Source organism: Sorangium sp. So ce1335, assembly GCF_051521615.1.
Lineage (GTDB): Bacteria > Myxococcota_A > Polyangia > Polyangiales > Polyangiaceae > Sorangium.
Map to the genome: position 1 here is coordinate 5,028,470 of NZ_CP150363.1, position 16,474 is coordinate 5,044,943.

The window sequence follows — 16,474 nt, forward strand, 5'->3', positions numbered from 1 at the left end:
CGCCAGGCGCTCCGGGCGGTGGATCACGAGCAAGCCGTCGCTCTGCACCTTCTCGAGCCGGATCTCCGGCGGATCTTGCCAGGTGATCGCGCCTCCGGTGAGGCGCTCCATCTCTTCGGCGAAGGTCCGCTTGGCGAACAGGTCCGGTTGACCCATCGCGCTGCGCGGTAGCAGACGACGATCGCGGAAGCCAGCATCAAGGATGCTTCCGCGAGGCCCGCTGACCGTCCTCCCACAGCAGCGCTCGGGATCTACCCCTCAAAACAACAGACGACGTCGATCTCTGAACGAAGTCGACGCCGTCTCCGCAATGGGCTGTCCGCTCGACGACGCGCGCGCGCTCACGCTACGCCGCCGCTCACCGCGCGGGGTTCTCGCTCCAGCGGCGGACCAGATCCGGCAACGCCGTCTCCGCCATGCGGGTGAGGTGCCGCACGTGATCAGGCTTCTGGGTGCCCGCGTAGCCGCGGACGTGGAACGCGCCCTTGTGCGCCTCGGAGAGCGGAACGAACCGCGGCTTCGCCTCGCCCGCCGTCCCCGTCAGCTCGTACACCGGCTGCGCGTCAGCGCCCGCGCCCGGCGTGCGCTGCGCGCCCGTCAGCAGGAGCAGCGCGTCCGTGCTCTCGTGCGTGCCGGCGTAATCGCCCACCGGGATGATCTCCGAATGCGTGATCGACATGAGCTTCTTGCCGGTTGCCGCCATCTCGGCGAATCGACCGAACGGCTTGAGGCGCTCCATGTCCAGGCTGTGGTCGAGCGGCATGTAGCCCGTATGGATGCCGTCGAGGAGGAGCACGGCGTCCACCTTGTCGGCGAACCCAGGCTGGTTCAGCAGCCCGCGGACCGCGCCGTACCCGGCGCTGAAGGCCGAGAGCGCGACGCGCCGGAGCCGCGCGCCGCGCAGCCCGCGCGCCTCCAGCGCGGTCTGCGCCTTGGCGAGGAGCGCCGGCAGATACGAGCGGATCCCGAACCGAGTCTCGTACGCCGCCGAGCTGATACCCATGTTGATGATCATCACGACCGCGTTGAGCCCGGCGCGCTCGAACCCCGCCTGGACGACATCGTTGACGCCGTGGAAATGGACAACGAGATCGTAAGCCCCGTCGGCCGACGAGAAGGAAGCGGGGATCGTGACGATGCCGTCGGGGATCGGGATCACGGCCGAGCGATCGAGCGTCGCGTCGGCGCGGTCCTCGGGGGCGATCGCCGGCGCGGTCGCTCCCGCCCTGGCCTTGACGGGCGCCGCGGCTTCTTCCTTCACCGGCGCCGGCGGGACGTTCCCCGTCCTGCGCAGGACGGCCGCGGCCGCCGCGGCCGGCTGGAGCACCGAGCCCGCGCGGAGATCGAAGCCGGTCGCGCCGAGCTGCGTCGACACGATCGCACCCAGCACCGCGGCGACGCTCATGCCCGCCGCCGCGCTCACGGCGATCAGACGCGATGTGGAGCGCCGCGTCGGAGCTGCCATGGCAGGGGCCGACGCGGCGACCGGCATCGCGAGCCCCGCGAGCGACGCGGGAGGACGGCGGAAAATTAAAGTGGGTTGGTCATCGTCATCGAGCAGTTGGACCTCCGCGCGGGGGGGCTCAGCGGGGAACATGCTCGGCCATGATGCGAGGCGTATGCCACGCAGGGCAAGTGCCAAATTCAAGCAAGATCCAGCAAGATAAGCTCACATGCACACACGTCAAGAGGGTGGACATGGTCTGACGTGGTCCCATGGTGATGGTCCACGGATTCCTCAGGCAATCACCTTACTCGCTCAGGCGCCCACGAGGCATTCGCACGCCCGCGGATCCGTCGCGGCGTGCCCGGGTCCTTGGGGTTCCAACGAACGCCGGCACGCCGGATTTGACGCACACCGGCAGAGCTTTCCCGGGTTGCGGGCGCGATCTTGGTCGCACTGCGTCATCGCGCGCGACGCGCTCATCGCGCGGCGCGAGAGCCTCGGAAGGGGAGGCGGCAGCGCGCGACATCGATGCATCGTTCGAGGCCAGCCCTCCTCGGGACAGGCCTCGATGATTCGTGTCCTTCGCGCGTAGTCGACTTCGCGTCTTCCGCGGAGCGCCTCCGCCCCTCGGCAGAGCGACCGCCACCTGCCAGCACCCCGACACCCTGCCTCCGGCCGTTGCACCTCCAACGGGCCTCCAACGGGCCTCCAACGGGCCTCCAACGGGCCTCCAACGGGCCTCCAACGGGATCGAAGGTCGCGCTGGTGCGCGCGGCGAGCGCGATGTGCGCGAGCGCGGAGGGTCGAGGACATCGAGCGCGCAACCCGACGTTCACGCCGCCGCGGCCTCGCTGCGGCTGAGCAGGCGCGCTTCGCGCGACGCGCCCTCGCCGGGCGAGCAGGCGCGGAGGCGCGGGCCGGCGCCGTCCCCGGCCGCTCGCCGCGCGCCGGGCCGGCGTGGGCCAGCGTGGAACCGCGCCGCGCTCTGGAAATACGGCGCGACCGAGGCGCAGCGCACGTCGGCCTTGACAGCGAGGGGCGCCTCTGGATCTCCTCATTCCTCCCCCTCACCACGACGGCCCCCATGACCAACTTCCCCCGCGTCTACGACGACAACACCCAGAGCATCGGCCGCACGCCGCTCGTCCGCGTCCGCCGCGCGACCGACGGCGCGCCGGCCACCGTGCTGGCGAAGATCGAGGGGCGGAATCCGGCGTATTCCGTCAAGTGCCGCATCGGCGCGGCCATGGTCTGGGACGCCGAGCAGCGCGGGCTGCTCGGCCCCGGCAAGGCGATCGTCGAGGCGACGAGCGGCAACACCGGCATCGCGCTGGCCTTCGCCGCCGCCTCGCGCGGGATCGAGTGCGTGCTCATCATGCCGGAGACGATGAGCATGGAGCGGCGCAAGGTGCTCGTGGCGCTCGGCGCCAAGCTCGTCCTGACGCCGGGCCCCCAGGGGATGAACGGCGCCATCGCCAAGGCCGAGGCGCTCGCCTCCTCCGACCCGGGCCGGTACGTGCTGATGCGGCAGTTCGAGAACCCGGCGAACCCCTCCATCCACGAGACGACCACCGGCCCCGAGATCTGGGACGACACCGGCGGCAACGTCGACGTCTTCGTCTCGGGCGTGGGCACCGGCGGCACGCTCACCGGCGTCAGCCGCTACTTCGAGCGCGTCCGCGGCCGGCAGCTCCACACCGTCGCCGTCGAGCCGGTCCACTCGCCGGTCATCTCGCAGACGCTCGCCGGCCAGCCGCTCACCCCGGCGCCGCACAAGATCCAGGGCCTCGGCGCGGGCTTCGTCCCGAAGAACCTCGACCTCTCCTTCGTGGACCAGGTCGAGACGGTCTCCAACGACGAGTCGATCGCCATGTCGCGGCGCCTGGCGCGCGAGGAGGGCATCCTCTGCGGCGTCTCCTGCGGCGCGGCGATGGTCGCGGCGAGCCGGCTCGCGCGCGATCCGAAGTGGGCCGGAAAGACCATCGTGGTCGTCCTGCCGGACGCCGGCGAGCGCTACCTCTCGGGGCCTCTGTTCGAAGGCATGTTCGCCGAGGTCGAGAGCATGAAGGCCTCGTGAGGTCGATGTGAGCAACAAGTGCGGTGATGCCCCTGTCCCAGCGGTCGACCTGCACGGCGTCGTCGAGGCGCTGATCGCGGGCTACCGGGAGGACCCGCGCGGTCATCACATCAACAAGCGCTTCACCCCGTCGCGCCAGGAGATCACGGAGATCATCGATCTCCTCCTCCAGATCTTCTACCCCGGCTACCACGGCCGGCAGGACCTGTCGGACGACGACCTGCTCTACCACGTGGGCACGCTGGTCTCGACGCTGCAGGCCAAGCTCGAGCGGCAGATCGAGCGCTGCCTGTGCTTCCAGGACGAGACCGTCGACGCGAACCGCATCGACATCCCGAGGTGCCGGCAGCGGGGGCGCGACGTGGCGCGGGCGTTCGTCGGCAGGCTCCCGGAGGTCCGGCGGCGGCTCCTGCTCGACGTGCAGGCGGCCTACGATGGCGACCCCGCGGCGGCCTCGATGGACGAGATCATCCTGGCCTATCCGGGCCTGCTCGCGGTGACGGTCCACCGGGTCGCGCACGAGCTCTACCTGCTCGGCGTGCCGCTCATGCCCCGGATCATGAGCGAGTGGGCGCACACGCGGACGGGCGCCGACATCCACCCGGGCGCCAACATCGGCGACAGCTTCTTCATCGATCACGCGACGGGCGTCGTCATCGGCGAGACCACCGACATCGGCGCGCACGTCAAGCTCTACCAGGGCGTGACGCTCGGCGCGCTGTCGTTGCCCCAGCACTCGCGCGGCGCGCGCGGGCTGAAGCGCCACCCGACGGTCGAGGACGACGTCACCATCTACGCGAACGCCACGGTGCTCGGCGGCAAGACGGTGCTGGGGCAGGGGAGCGTCGTGGGCGGCTCGGTGTTCCTGACGAAGAGCGTCGCCGGCGGCCAGCGCGTGGCCATCGAGGCGCCGCGCCTGCGCGTCGCGTCGCCGTCGCAGATGCCGCAGGCGGTCGGCGGCGCCGAGCTCGACGTCGCCGTCCTCGATTTCGATATCTGAACCGCCCCGCGGGTGGGTCAGCGATCGGAGTGGCCGAGGGAGCGATCCGGATCGATGCGGTCGCGGATCGCCTGCTTGAGCTCCTTGGGCTCGGGGAAGCGCTCGGCGGCGGCGCGCGAGAAGAGCAGGGCGCCGTCGAGCGTGACGTCGAAGACGCCGCTCTCGCCCGGCGACAGGAGCACGTCGATCGCGTCGGGGAAGGTGATGAGCAGCTCCTGGGCGAGCCAGGCGGCGCGCGTGAGCCAGCGGCACTTGGGGCAATACCGGATGGCGACGAGCGGCCGCTGCGGCGCGGGGGCGGTGTCCATGGCCGGATCGTAGCGCGGCGTCGTCGACGCCGCCGCGCGCGCGGCGCGGCCTCAGGCGATCTGCCTGCGGGAGCGCCTCGATGATGTGGGCGAGATCCGCCGGGCGCAGGTCTCTGAGCTTCCTCTGCAGCACGGCGAGATTTTGCCGGTGGACCAGCGACTCGACGATCTCCTTGTGCTTGCTCTCCTGCTTGTGGGTCAGGGTCTCGACGACGCGTTGCTTTTCGAGGAGCTGAGTTGCCAGGCTCAGGCTCTCTTGTAGTCACGCCTGGGACCTCGACGTGCTCATGGCGGCTCGGGGCAGGGGGCGCGCGCGCACAGCCCGGCGTGACGAGCGCGGCGCGCGCGCGGCCGCGCTCGCCTTATTGACCGGGACCCACGGCTCATGGTTCTGTCGCCTCGATGAAGCGCGCCTTCAACATGTGCGTGGTCGGGTTCTCGCTCGCAGCGACGTCCTGCGGACCCGGCCTGGATCCCGAGGTGGTCGTGCACTCGCCCCGGCCCATCGGCTCGTCGCAGGCCAGCTCCAGCCCGAGCAGCGGCGGGTGTCCGGCCATCGGTCACACCGAGCCGCTCATCGTCGACTGGCTGACGACCCGCCGCTCCGATCTCGGGCTCGCGATGAAAGAAGGCGTCGCCGTCGTCTCGTACGACTGCACGACGCTGAAGCTCCTCCCGCAGTGCAAGCTCGCGGGGTCCTACTCCTACGCCAGCGTGACGCGCGCGGAGAATGTAATACAGCTAACAAATCCTGCGGAGATGCGGGCGAACGTGCCCTTCGGCGCGCCGGCGTTGAGCACCGCGATCGAGGGCGGCGGGCCGAACGCGATCGACGTGGCGCTCGTCTCCACCGGGAAGATGGCGACCACGGTCGCGTCCGTCTCGCCGCAGGATCTCTCGGGGAGCTGTGAGGGCGCGACGCACGTCGTGCGGGCCGCGCTCCTCGGGGCGTTCGCGATGACGCCGGGCAGCCGCGGCACGGCGCGGACCGTCGATCAGGTCTTCGCGGCGGTGGCGGCCGACGCGGCGTCGAACCAGGGCGGCACCACGACGAAGGATGGGGAGCTCGAGGCGTGCCGGAGCGCGAAGCCCGACGCGCAGGCGCCCACGGAGCGCTGCCAGGCGCCGCTGCGCCTGGATCTCGTCCCGCTCGACGCGAAGAAGGCGGCGCCGCCCGAGCAGCCGGCGGCGAAGCCGGCCGAGGAGGAGCTCCCGGCGCTGTCGAGCCCGTGCCCGGCCGGGACGGTGCTGAGCGGGGCGAAGTGCTCGCCGCCGTCGTTCGCGCCCGTGCACCTGTGCGATGCGTCGGACACGAGGGGGTGCGCGGATCAGTGCGGGAAGGGTGACGCCGGGAGCTGCTATCACCTCGGGATTCACTACCTGACCGGCAAGGATCTCCCGCGCGACGACGCGAGGGCGGCGGAGCTGTTCGAGAAGGCCTGCGGCGCCGGCGTCGCGCGGGCCTGCTACGCGCGCGGGAAGCAGCAGATGCGCGACGTCCTGAGCGCCAAGGTGCCCCCGGACGCCGCGGCGCGGGCCAAGGTGCGAGAGTTCGCCGACAAGGCGTGCGGGCTGGGCGACGGCTGGGCGTGCTTCAGCGTGGCCGACTGGTTCCTCCGGGAGGGCCCGCAGGCGGTCCTCCCCCGGGACGCGACGCGCGCGGTCGCGCTCCTCCGCCGCGGCTGCGACCTCGGGTACGGACCGAGCTGCAGCGCGCTCGGCAACATGCTTGTCGAGGGGAAGCTCGCGGCGAAGGACGTCGCCGTGGCCGTTGGCGTGCTCCAGCGCGCGTGCGACGCGGGCCAGCCCGAGGACTGCCTCGAGCTCGGGGACATCCTGCGCAAGGGGCAGGGCGCCCCGAAGGACGGGGTGAAGGCGATCGTGGCCTACACGCGCGGCTGCACCCTGGGGGACATGCGCGCCTGCAACGCCGCGGGCTCGGTGTACGCCGAGGGCGACGGCGTCCCGAAGGACGTGGCGAAGGCGTATGCGTTGTTCGAGAAGGGGTGTCCGGAGAAGGGCTTCGGCGCCGAGGCGTGCATGAGCCTCGCGGCGATGTACGAGAAGGGGACCGGCATCCCGAAGGACACGGCGCGCGCCGCAGCGCTCTACGAGAAGGTGTGCGGCTCGGGCGGCTGCCTGCGCGCCGCGGAGATCTACCAGCGGGGCGACGGGGTGAAGGCCGACCCGGAGCGGGCGTTCTCGCTGTACGAGCAGGCCTGCGTGCAGTGGAGGGAGAAGAAGGCGTGCGACGCGTTCGGTCCGCTGCTCGAGCGCAAGGACAAGGAGCGGGCGCGCGCCTTCTACGCCGAAGAGTGCGCGCGGACGCAGGACAAGGCGGCGTGCGCGAGCCAGAAGCGGCTCGGCGGCGCAACGAAGTAGTCGCCGTCGTCCGGGCGGGAGAGAGGGTCACCGCCGAGCAGCGCGCGAGAACAATGAACCGCCAAGACGCCGAGGACGCCAAGAAGAAGACAATGTCTTGGCGTCTTGGCGGTTCCAAATTCTGCTCGTTTCAGGCGGGTTGAACCCGTTTTTTGCGTTAGAACAGCTTCAACTGCCGGTCGCCGCCTGCGCGCGGCCTCTTCTGCGCTTCGTCTGGATCGATCCGCTGGAGCAGCCGCTCCTCGACCTCGCGGACGAACGGCGAGACCTCGGTCTCCTCCACCTTGCCGTGCCGCGCGCGCCGCCTGGCGCGCGTGAGGAACAACCTCTCTCGCGCCCGCGTCATGCCGACATAGAAGAGCCGGCGCTCCTCGGCGATGTCCGGGTCATCCCTGCCGGGGAACCGGAGCGGCAGCAGGCCGTCCTCGCACCCGACGAGGAAGACCACCCGGAACTCGAGCCCCTTGGCCGCGTGGAGCGTGAGGAGCGAGATGCGCTCGGCCCGGGGGTCCCAGGCGTCGACCTCGGAGCTCACCGCGAGCTCGATGAGGAATCGGTCGAGGTCCCCGCCGCAGCGCTCCGCGAGCGGCAGCAGGAGCTCCAGCGCCGCGTCCACGTCGGCCTCGCCGAGGCGCGCGGCGTCGGCCGCCCCGAGGTCCGCCGCGCCCTCCGCCGGCTCGGCCGGGCCCGGCTGCGCGACCTCCTCCCGGAGCCGCGCCGCGGCCCCCTTGAGCCGCGCCGCGAGCGGCCCCGGCGGGGTGCCGGCGAGCGCCCGCGCGAGCGCCCCGGCGGCCGCGCGCTCGACCACGCGGCGCTCGGACCGCCGCTGGAACGGCATGCCCGAGCGGGCGAACGCCTCCCGGAGCGCTTCGGACTGCGCCTCGGTCCGGTAGAGCACCGCGAAATCCGAGAAGGCGTGCTCCCCGCCCCGCTCGGGCGACGCCACCCGCCCGCTGTCCATCGAGAAGAACGTGGACCCGCCGAGCATCCGCTCGATCGTGTGCACGACGTGCTCCGCCTCCGCGGCCTCCGTGGGCGCCTCGTGGATCGCGACCCGCTCCGCGCCCCCGGCGCTCGGCACGAGCTCCCGCACCCCCAGCGTCGGCGACGGCGCGATCACCTGGAGCGCCGCCTCGACGATCGGCGGCGAGGAGCGGTAGTTCCGCTTCAGCCGGATGACGCGCGCGGACGGAAAATCCTGCTGAAAGCGGAAGAAGAAGCCCACGTCGGCGCCGCGGAAGCCGTAGATCGCCTGGTCCGGATCCCCGATGGCGCAGAGGTTCCCGCCGGGGGGCACCAGCGCGCGCACGAGCCGGTACTGGCGCTCGTCGATGTCCTGGTACTCATCGATCGAGAGGTACCGGGCCTGCGCGCGCGCGGCGGCGAGCGCGTCGCTCCGCTCCTCGAGCAGGAGGATCGCGTGCCCGATGAGGTCGTCGAGGTCGACGATCCCGCGCGCCGCGAGCTCGTCCTCGTACACCTTCCATGCGCGATCGACGTGGCGATCGAGCTCGCCGCCGGCCGGCGCGGCGCCCTCCCGCAGCCGGTGCGCGTCGGCGTGGCGCGGGTAGGTCCGCTTCAGGGCCGCGATGTCGGCGAGCAGCCTGGCCGCCCGCCGCTCGGGGACCCCGAGCGCCGCGGCGAGCAGCGCCGTCCGCTCGCTGTCGCCGGCGATCTTCGGGGGAGCGCCGCCTTCCGCGCGCTGGCGGAGCAGCGAGAGGCCGAGCGCGTGGAAGGTCATGGCGGGGACGCGGCCGCCGGCCTCGCCGAGCAGCGCGACGAGCCGCTCCCGCATCTCGTCGGCGGCGCGGCGGGTGAACGTGATCGCGAGGCACTGCTCCGGCGGCACGCCCAGGTCGACGACGAGGTGCGCGATCCGGTGCGTGAGCGTCCGCGTCTTGCCGGTGCCTGGCCCCGCGAGCAGGAGCACCGCGCCCTCGGCGATCTCCGCCGCGGCCCGCTGCTCCGGATCGAGCGCGTCGAGCAGCGCCGGGCCGCCCGCCGAGGCCGTTGCGATGGCCTCGGGGCGGGCCGCTTCTCCGGACGGCGTCGGGCGCGGCGCGGCGCCGGCGGCTGCCCGGCCGCGGCGGGCGGGCGGGCGCTCTGCCGCGGGAGGGCGCGACCCGGACGCCGGGCGCCCACGGCTCGACGGCGGCTCCGGCGCCGCGGGCTCCGGCTGGAACAGGAGCCCGCCGCCGCGGCGCTGCTTCAGCTCGTCCGGCGCGAAGACCCGGATCGCGCCGTACTCGCCGTCGTACCCCGCGTCGCGGATCACGCGACCTTCCCGCATCCGCGCGATCGCCTCCGAGAGGAGGGGCGTCCCCGCGCGCTCGATGTCCTCGAGCGGGGCCTCGCCGAGGAGGAACAGCTCGGGGCCGATCCGCGACAGCACGGCGTCGTAGCTCCGCTGCACCGCCCTGCTGGAGGCGCCGACGCCGTGGAGCTCGGCCAGCACCTCGGGCAGGGGAACCAGGTTGCGGAACTCGCTCGCGCCCTCGGGCCGCGCCCCCTCGTCGCGGTCGGCGAGCTCCTCGACCCGGTGGAGCACGCCCACCGTGACCGGGTGCCCGCACACGGGACACGCCAGCGAGAGCGCCCGCGTCTCCGCCGGCGACAGGACGACATTGCACTTGCGGTGGCCGTCGAGGTGGTATTTCCCCTCTTCCGGGAAGAACTCCACGGTGCCGCCGAAGCCCTGGCCTGTCTCCAGGGCGCGCCGGATCGCGAAGTAGTCGAGCGCCGTGTCGAACGCCGTCGCCTCGCGGCCGAGCTTCGCGGGCGAGTGCGCGTCCGAGCTGGAGACGAGCCGGTACCTGTCGAGCCCGGAGATGCGCCAGTTCATCGCGGGATCGGACGAGAGCCCCGTCTCGAGCGCGAAGATGTGCGGCGCGAGGTCTCCGTAGCACGCCTCCACCGCGTCGAAGCCGGCCTTCGAGCCCAGCACCGAGAACCAGGGAGTCCAGATGTGCGCCGGCACGAGGTAGGAGCCCTCGCCCGACGCCAGCACGATCTCGAGCAGGTGGCGCGAGTCGAGCCCGAGGATGGGCCGCCCGTCGGCGGTCAGGTTGCCGACCTTCGACAGCGCGCGGACGATCCGGTCCGCCGCCTCGAAGTCGGGCGCGTAGAGGAGGTGATGGATCTTCCGGGTCCGATCTTCCTTCTTGTAGATCGTGGATATCTCCACCGAGAGGACGAAGCGGGTCGCCCCGCGGCACGCGCCCGGGAGCCGCTCCGAGACGACGCGCTCGAGGTCGTCGCGCAGGCGATAGAGCCCCGGCTCGGCGGGCACGAGGCTCTCGCGGAGCTCGGCCATCCACGCCGGATGGGTGAAGTCCCCCGTGCCGATCACCGCGATGCCCTTGCGCTGAGCCCAGTAGCTCAGGTGCGCAAGATCGCAATCGCCGCTCGTCGCCCGGGAGTATTTCGAGTGCACGTGAAGGTCGGCATAGAAACGCATGGTGGGGCCGTCGTGAGGTGTCGTTCCTATTCGAGAGCTTGCTCGCGCTGTCAATCGAAGGTTTCGACGATCCGGCCCAAAACACGCAGGAAAATTCGATTGCATGGACGTAAAGAGCTTCGATTCGTCAGCGATCGCGTCGATTGATTGGCAATCCATCGCCCCTCGACGTAATGAGCGCTGAAGGGATCGCCTGCCTGAGGGACCCGGGTTCAGCCGAGCGTGCGCGCGCGAGCGGATCGGGCACGGGGCGGGGCATCGCAGCTCGATGACCGCGGCCGCCGCCCGCCGTGGATCGATGTCGCTCGACGGCGCGCGCGCCGGGGGACACGCTCCGCGCAACTCGTCTTGTAGATACGAGATATCCCGTCTCGCGCCTTCGAGAGTTGTAGACACGAGATATCCCGCCTCGAGATCGGGAGATCGGGAGACAGCGCGGTGGCCCGCTGCTCCGGCGCGCGCCGGCGAACCATCCAGGCGCACCTGCGTTGCGGCGGCCATCGCCTCACACCATGCCCGTGGACATCCCACATCGGACGGTCACAGGACGATCTTCACAGCGACATGGTCCCGAGAGAGAAAGCCCGATGACAACGCGCCCTCTCCGGCCGTGTCATGCGCTTGCGTCGGCGAGGCGCAGGGCGCTATCTTGCCGAACCTGGGGTCCTCCGCAGCATCGAGCAACGCCCCGTCCACCTGCGCTGTGCAATCCCCCTGGCCCCTCTCCATCGTCGCCCTGACGCCATCGTCTTGCGGCGCGGTCCTGTGGCGCATGCAAGGCGCAGAGCGGCTCACGGTCATCGTCAAGGCCACCTTTGCCCTCGTCCACGAGCGGTGCGCCGAGCTCGCCCCCGCGGCCGACCTGGTGCGAGCAGACCAGCCCCGCGAGGGGTGGGGGAGCCTCGACGAGGCGTGCGAGACGGCGCCCTACCTGCCGAGCGCCGGGGTGCTCGTCCGCGGGCACGCGTCGGCTCCGGCGGGTGAGACGGCGACGTCGATCTCGGTGCGCGTCGCGCTCTTCCGCGACGATCGGTGGCTCCTCAACAAGGTGCTCCACGTCTTCGGCGACTACACGCGAGCGGCGCCCAGCCCCCGCCCGTTCAGCCGGATGCCGATCGTCTACGAGCGCGCTTACGGCGGCCCGCACGTCGAAGCGAACCCTGTGGGCGTGGGCGCCGACGCGGTGTTGCCGAGCATCGTCGATCCGACCGCCCCGACGCGGCCGGCGGGCTTCGGCCCGATCGCCCGGCACTGGGCCCCGAGGAGGCGCCTGCTCGCGCGGGATCAGGCGCCCGATCGGCCGGCTCCGGAGCTCGATGCGGCCTTCGATTTCCGCTACTTTCACGCCGCGCCGCCGGATCAACAGATAGAGTTCCTCCGGGGCGACGAGTGGATCGTCCTCGAGGGCCTGCACCCGCACTACCCCTTGTTCCGGTCGAGCCTGCCCTCGGCGCGGGGGCTGGCGCGGCTCTACCGCGGCGGGGCAGGCGGGGAGGACCAGGGGCAGCCGATCGAGCTCGTCGCGGACACGCTGAGCATCGACGCGGACCGCCTGCGCTGCTCGCTGATCTGGCGCGGGAACGTCGCCCTGCTGCCGGGCGACACGCCGGCGAGGATGCGCGTCGTCGCAGGCGTGGAGCTGCCGGGGCGGCCGCTGGCCTGGCCCGCGCCGCTCGCGGGCCCGCCGTCGTCCCGCGTCGTCCCCGCAGCGCAGGGCCCGGTCGAGATGGAGCCGGAGAGCGCGAGGCGCCCGGTGATCGAGGACGAGATCACGGCCGAGACCCACGTCGCCACCCTCATCTCGGGCACGGCGCAGCCGCTCGCGCCCTTCGCGCTCGCCGAGCCCGGGAGCGGGCCTCCCGTGCGGAGGGGAACGATCCCGGGAGCGCCGTGGGGCACGCGTTCACGGGCGACGCCGCTGGGCCCGCCGCCCCGCGCCATGAGCCACTTCACGCCGGAGATGGAGGAGGCGCTCAGCGCCATGAGCGGCCTGCTCGCGCCCTGGGTCGAAGCGCATCCCACCGAGACCACCGGGGACCGGGATCGCGCTCCGCCGTCGCCGGTCCTGCCCTTCGTCGCGGTCACCCCCCCGCCTCCGTGCGAGCCGCCCCCGGGATCCGTGCCGTTCGCGCTACCCTTCGCGCGCCCCGGCAACGACCCGTCGCTGCGCCCCGACGGCCTCCCGCCGCCGCCGCCGTCCCCCGAGGCGCGCGACGGCCAGAGCCCCGCCACCGTCCCGCCCTCATCGCCGCTCGTCCTGGAGCCGGTCTTCGCGCCCGCCGCGCCCGCGCCCTCGCGGGATGTCGCAGCCGCGCCCGCGAGCTCCGCCATGCCCGCGCCCGCGTCCACCCGGGCCATCCCGCCACCGCCCGCGTCCTCGCGCGACGTGGCAGCCGCCCCCGCGAGCTCCGCCGTGCCGGCGCCCGCGTCCACCCGGGCCATCCCGCCACCGCCCGCGTCCCCCCGCACCGCCCCCGCCGCGGCCCGGCCCGAGCCAGAGACGCGGGGCCTGCGCGCGGCGCTGCTCGCCCGGCTGAGGGACGGGCAGCCGCTCCACGACCTGGAGCTCGCGGGGGTCGAGCTCGACGGCGTCGACTTCCGCGGCGCCTCGCTCGAGCGCCTGAATTTCGCCGGCTCGACGCTCACCCGGTGCAACTTCGCGTCCGCGCGGCTCGCCGGAGCGAACATGAGCGGCGCGGATCTGACCGACGCGATCTTCGACGCGGCCGACCTGACCCGCGCCGATCTCTCCCGCGCCACGCTGGACCGCGCGCAGCTCTCCTCCGCGCGGCTCGATCACGCGGAGCTCGCCTTCGCGAGGGGATCGAGCGCGCGCTTCGACGGCGCGTCGCTCGAGGGCGCCGATCTGCGGCAGGCGCGCCTCACCGAGTCGGTCTTCGACCGGGCGCGCCTCGCGGACATGAACGGGAGCAAGGCCGACGTCTCGAGATCCAGCTTCGTCAGCGCCGACCTCGCCCGCGCCAACCTGCGCTCGGCGAAGCTGAAGGAGGCGAGCCTCCCGTGCGCCAACCTCGACGGCGCCGACCTGCGCGACGCGGACCTCGCGGGCGCCAACGTGTACGGGGTCAAGCTCGCGAACGCGAAATCGAGCGGGGCGATCCTGCGCGCCCTCGTCGAGATCCCACCCGCCGACGACGGCATCAACAGTCCCTCAGGAGGTTGACCGAACGATGGATTTCTGCCTAGCTCTGTGAGCGGCGCCCCAGGACGGTCCGCCGGAAGATTACCTTAGCGGCACCCGGAAGGTGCCCTCGAGAAACCAGGAAGAGCCATGGACGACCTTATCAAGATCTCCTCGGGCGCGCTCCCCATCACCACGCGCGTCATCGGCTTTCGCGGCGTCGAGGCCATATCGCGACCGTACGAGATCGAGATCTTCCTCCTGCTCCAGGGTGAGGAGGCGGAGGCGCTCGACCTCTCCGACGCCATCGGGGCAAAGGCCTCGCTCGTGCTCGACTGGCCCAAGGACAACCTCCCGCCCTTCGTCTTCACCGGCGTGCTCGCGACCGCCGGCGTGGTGCACGAGATGGACGGCCGCTCGCTGCTCCGGGCGGTGCTCGTCCCGAAGCTGTGGCTGCTCGGGCTCTCGAAGCACAGCCGGATCTTCACCAGGCAGACGCTGCCCGACGTCATCAAGGCCGTCCTCGAGGAGAACGGCATCGGGCCGGACGAGTACGAGATGCGCCTCGGCAGCTACGAGGTCGAGGAGCACATCTGCCAGTACCGCGAGAGCGATCTCGACTTCCTCTCTCGGTGGATGGAGCGCGAGGGCATCTTCTACTTCTTCGAGCACACGCCCGAAGGCGACAAGATCGTCTTCTGCGACGCCATGACGTACGAGGACGACCCGCTCGGCGCGCCCGTCCGCTATCACCCGCAGATCGGATACGACGTGACCGCGGGGATGTCGCTCCGCACCTTCACGAGCCAGCACACGACCCTGCCGGCGTCGATCAAGCTGAAGGACTACGACTACGCCCGGCCGAACCTGAACGTCGCCGGCTCGGCGCGCGTGTCGCCGAACGGCGCGGGGGAGGTGAGCCTCTACGGCGAGCGCTTCTTCTCGCCCGCCGCGGGCGAGCGGCTCGCGAGGCTCCGCGCCGAGGAGCTGCGCGCGCGGCAGGTGCTCTATCGAGGCACGGGCACGCGGCTGCACCTCCGGCCCGGCTACACGTTCGAGCTCGACGATCACCCGCGCGCGGCGTTCAACGCGAAGCACCTCACCATCGAGGCGCACCACTACGGCAACCAGCTCGCCGGGGCCACCGGGTACCGTGAGCTGCTCGATCTGCCGCACGAAGAGGCCTATTTCGTCGAGATCACCGCCATCCCCGCGAAGACGCAGATGCGCGCGGAGTCCCGGACGCCGTGGCCGCGCATCTACGGTTACGAGAACGGCACCGTGGACGGCCCCGCCGAGAGCGAATACGCGCAGATCGACGATCTCGGCCGGTACAACGTCAAGTTCAAGTTCGACGAGAGCAGCCTGAAGAGCGGAAAGGCCTCGACGTTCGTGCGCATGATGCAGCCGCACGGCGGCGGCATCGAGGGCTTCCATTTCCCGCTCCGCCGGGGGACCGAGGTGGTGCTGAGCTTCCTCGGCGGCGACCCGGATCGGCCCGTGATCTCGGGCGTCGTGCCGAACGCGCTCACGCCGAGCCCGATCACGAGCGGCAACCACACGAAGAACGTGATCCAGACGGGCGGGCGAAACCGGCTCGAGCTCGAGGACAAGACAGGACAGCAGCGCGTCACCCTGTCGACGCCGTACTCGAACACGTACCTGCGCATGGGCGCGCCGAACGACGATCACGAGCTCATCGTGAAGACGGACGACAACACGCTGCTCGACGCGGGCAAGAACTTCGACCAGACCGTGGGCCTGAACGGCGGCGGCTCCTGGGTGGCCACGATCAAGGACAACTGGATCACCCACGTCCAGTCCGGGATCCACGAGTTCTACGTCGAGTCCGGCACCTCGTACACCGAGGTCAAGGGCGACACGTGGCTCCACGTCACGAGCGGCAACCTCTTCACCGACGTCGACACGGGCACCATGACCACCACGGTCGAGGGGGACACCACGACGACGGTGAAGACCGGCAACTACACGGTGAACATCAACACCGGGGACACGACCGTCACCACGAAGTCCGGCAACACCCTCGTCGACACGCAGTCGGGGACCACGACCGTCAAGAGCAAGGGCAAGCTCACGCTGGAGACGCAGGACCAGTGCGAGGTCAGCGTCAAGAGCAACATGATCCAGACGGTCGACGGCAACCTGAAGGGCGAGATCAAGGGCACCGAGGAGCTCAAGACGCACGGCCCGTTCAAGAAGCTCTACTCCTCGAACAACGTCAACGTCACCGCCGGGTTCAAGTCGGATACGTTCCTCGGCGTCTCGAACACGAACGCCGTGGGCGCCAGCATCTCCACCTTCGTCGGCGCGAAGGCGACCCTGGAGCTCTCCGCCGCGTTCACCGCGACGTACGCGGCCAAGCTCGACATCACGGGCGGCGTGGCGCTGGCGTACAAATGGGGCGCCTCGCTCGCGATCAACAGCGCGATCGAGCTCACCGTGAAGCCGACATCCATCGAGACGGGCGCGGCGAAGATCTCTCAGCTCCCGACGCGCCTCGCGATGACGGCCCTGCGATACCACCTCTCCGGGGTCCATGTGCTCAGTTGACACAACGGGCGACGGGCATGGCGAGGCGTCCCCGCGGCCCCGCAGCTCGACCTCGACCGCCGGCACCTGCGGACAGACCGCAGCGCAGCA

Annotated in this window: 10 protein-coding genes and 1 pseudogene; 5 read left to right on the forward strand and 6 right to left on the reverse strand. The window is 71.5% G+C overall.

Annotated features, from left to right (window positions below; all coding sequences use genetic code 11):
* Positions 1-358: 358 nt before the first annotated feature.
* Entirely contained in the window at positions 359-1,597 is a 1,239-nt protein-coding gene (locus WMF24_RS18450; protein WP_437737741.1) for a hypothetical protein, read from the reverse strand.
* 934 nt (positions 1,598-2,531) lie between these two features.
* Here WMF24_RS18450 and cysK point away from each other — a divergent pair.
* A complete protein-coding gene (gene cysK / locus WMF24_RS18455; protein ID WP_437737742.1) occupies positions 2,532-3,524 on the forward strand; it encodes a cysteine synthase A in 993 nt (330 codons plus the stop codon).
* Positions 3,525-3,531: 7 nt separating this feature from the next.
* Positions 3,532-4,524: a serine O-acetyltransferase gene (locus WMF24_RS18460; protein WP_437737743.1), complete on the forward strand. Its 993-nt coding sequence runs from the start codon at positions 3,532-3,534 to the stop codon at positions 4,522-4,524.
* A gap of 17 nt (positions 4,525-4,541) precedes the next feature.
* Here the strand turns inward: WMF24_RS18460 and WMF24_RS18465 are convergent, their stop codons facing one another.
* The 4 genes and pseudogenes from WMF24_RS18465 to WMF24_RS18480 form a co-directional block, all read right to left on the reverse strand.
* Positions 4,542-4,832, reverse strand: coding sequence for a SelT/SelW/SelH family protein (locus WMF24_RS18465; protein WP_437737744.1), 291 nt, complete (start codon positions 4,830-4,832; stop codon positions 4,542-4,544).
* A 52-nt stretch (positions 4,833-4,884) separates the two neighbouring features.
* A pseudogene (locus tag WMF24_RS18470) lies at positions 4,885-5,082 on the reverse strand (magnesium transporter); the annotation flags it as partial.
* A gap of 133 nt (positions 5,083-5,215) precedes the next feature.
* On the reverse strand, positions 5,216-5,389 hold the full coding sequence (locus tag WMF24_RS18475) for a hypothetical protein (protein WP_437737745.1): 174 nt from the start codon (positions 5,387-5,389) through the stop codon (positions 5,216-5,218).
* Positions 5,390-5,392: 3 nt separating this feature from the next.
* Complete coding sequence (locus WMF24_RS18480; RefSeq protein ID WP_437737746.1) at positions 5,393-5,518, reverse strand: hypothetical protein; 126 nt, start codon at positions 5,516-5,518, stop codon at positions 5,393-5,395.
* Positions 5,519-5,591: 73 nt separating this feature from the next.
* Here WMF24_RS18480 and WMF24_RS18485 point away from each other — a divergent pair, with 73 nt between their 5' ends.
* Positions 5,592-7,214 (forward strand): SEL1-like repeat protein, encoded by a 1,623-nt coding sequence (locus WMF24_RS18485; protein WP_437737747.1) that lies wholly within the window; start codon positions 5,592-5,594, stop codon positions 7,212-7,214.
* Between the two features lie 157 nt (positions 7,215-7,371).
* Here the strand turns inward: WMF24_RS18485 and WMF24_RS18490 are convergent, their stop codons facing one another.
* Complete coding sequence (locus WMF24_RS18490) at positions 7,372-10,671, reverse strand: UvrD-helicase domain-containing protein (RefSeq protein ID WP_437737748.1); 3,300 nt, start codon at positions 10,669-10,671, stop codon at positions 7,372-7,374.
* Between the two features lie 772 nt (positions 10,672-11,443).
* On the opposite strand from WMF24_RS18490, the gene WMF24_RS18495 reads away from it, so the two are divergent.
* Entirely contained in the window at positions 11,444-13,855 is a 2,412-nt protein-coding gene (locus WMF24_RS18495) for a DUF2169 domain-containing protein (protein ID WP_437737749.1), read from the forward strand.
* Positions 13,856-13,963: 108 nt separating this feature from the next.
* Positions 13,964-16,384: a type VI secretion system Vgr family protein gene (locus WMF24_RS18500; RefSeq protein ID WP_437737750.1), complete on the forward strand. Its 2,421-nt coding sequence runs from the start codon at positions 13,964-13,966 to the stop codon at positions 16,382-16,384.
* Positions 16,385-16,474: the final 90 nt, after the last annotated feature.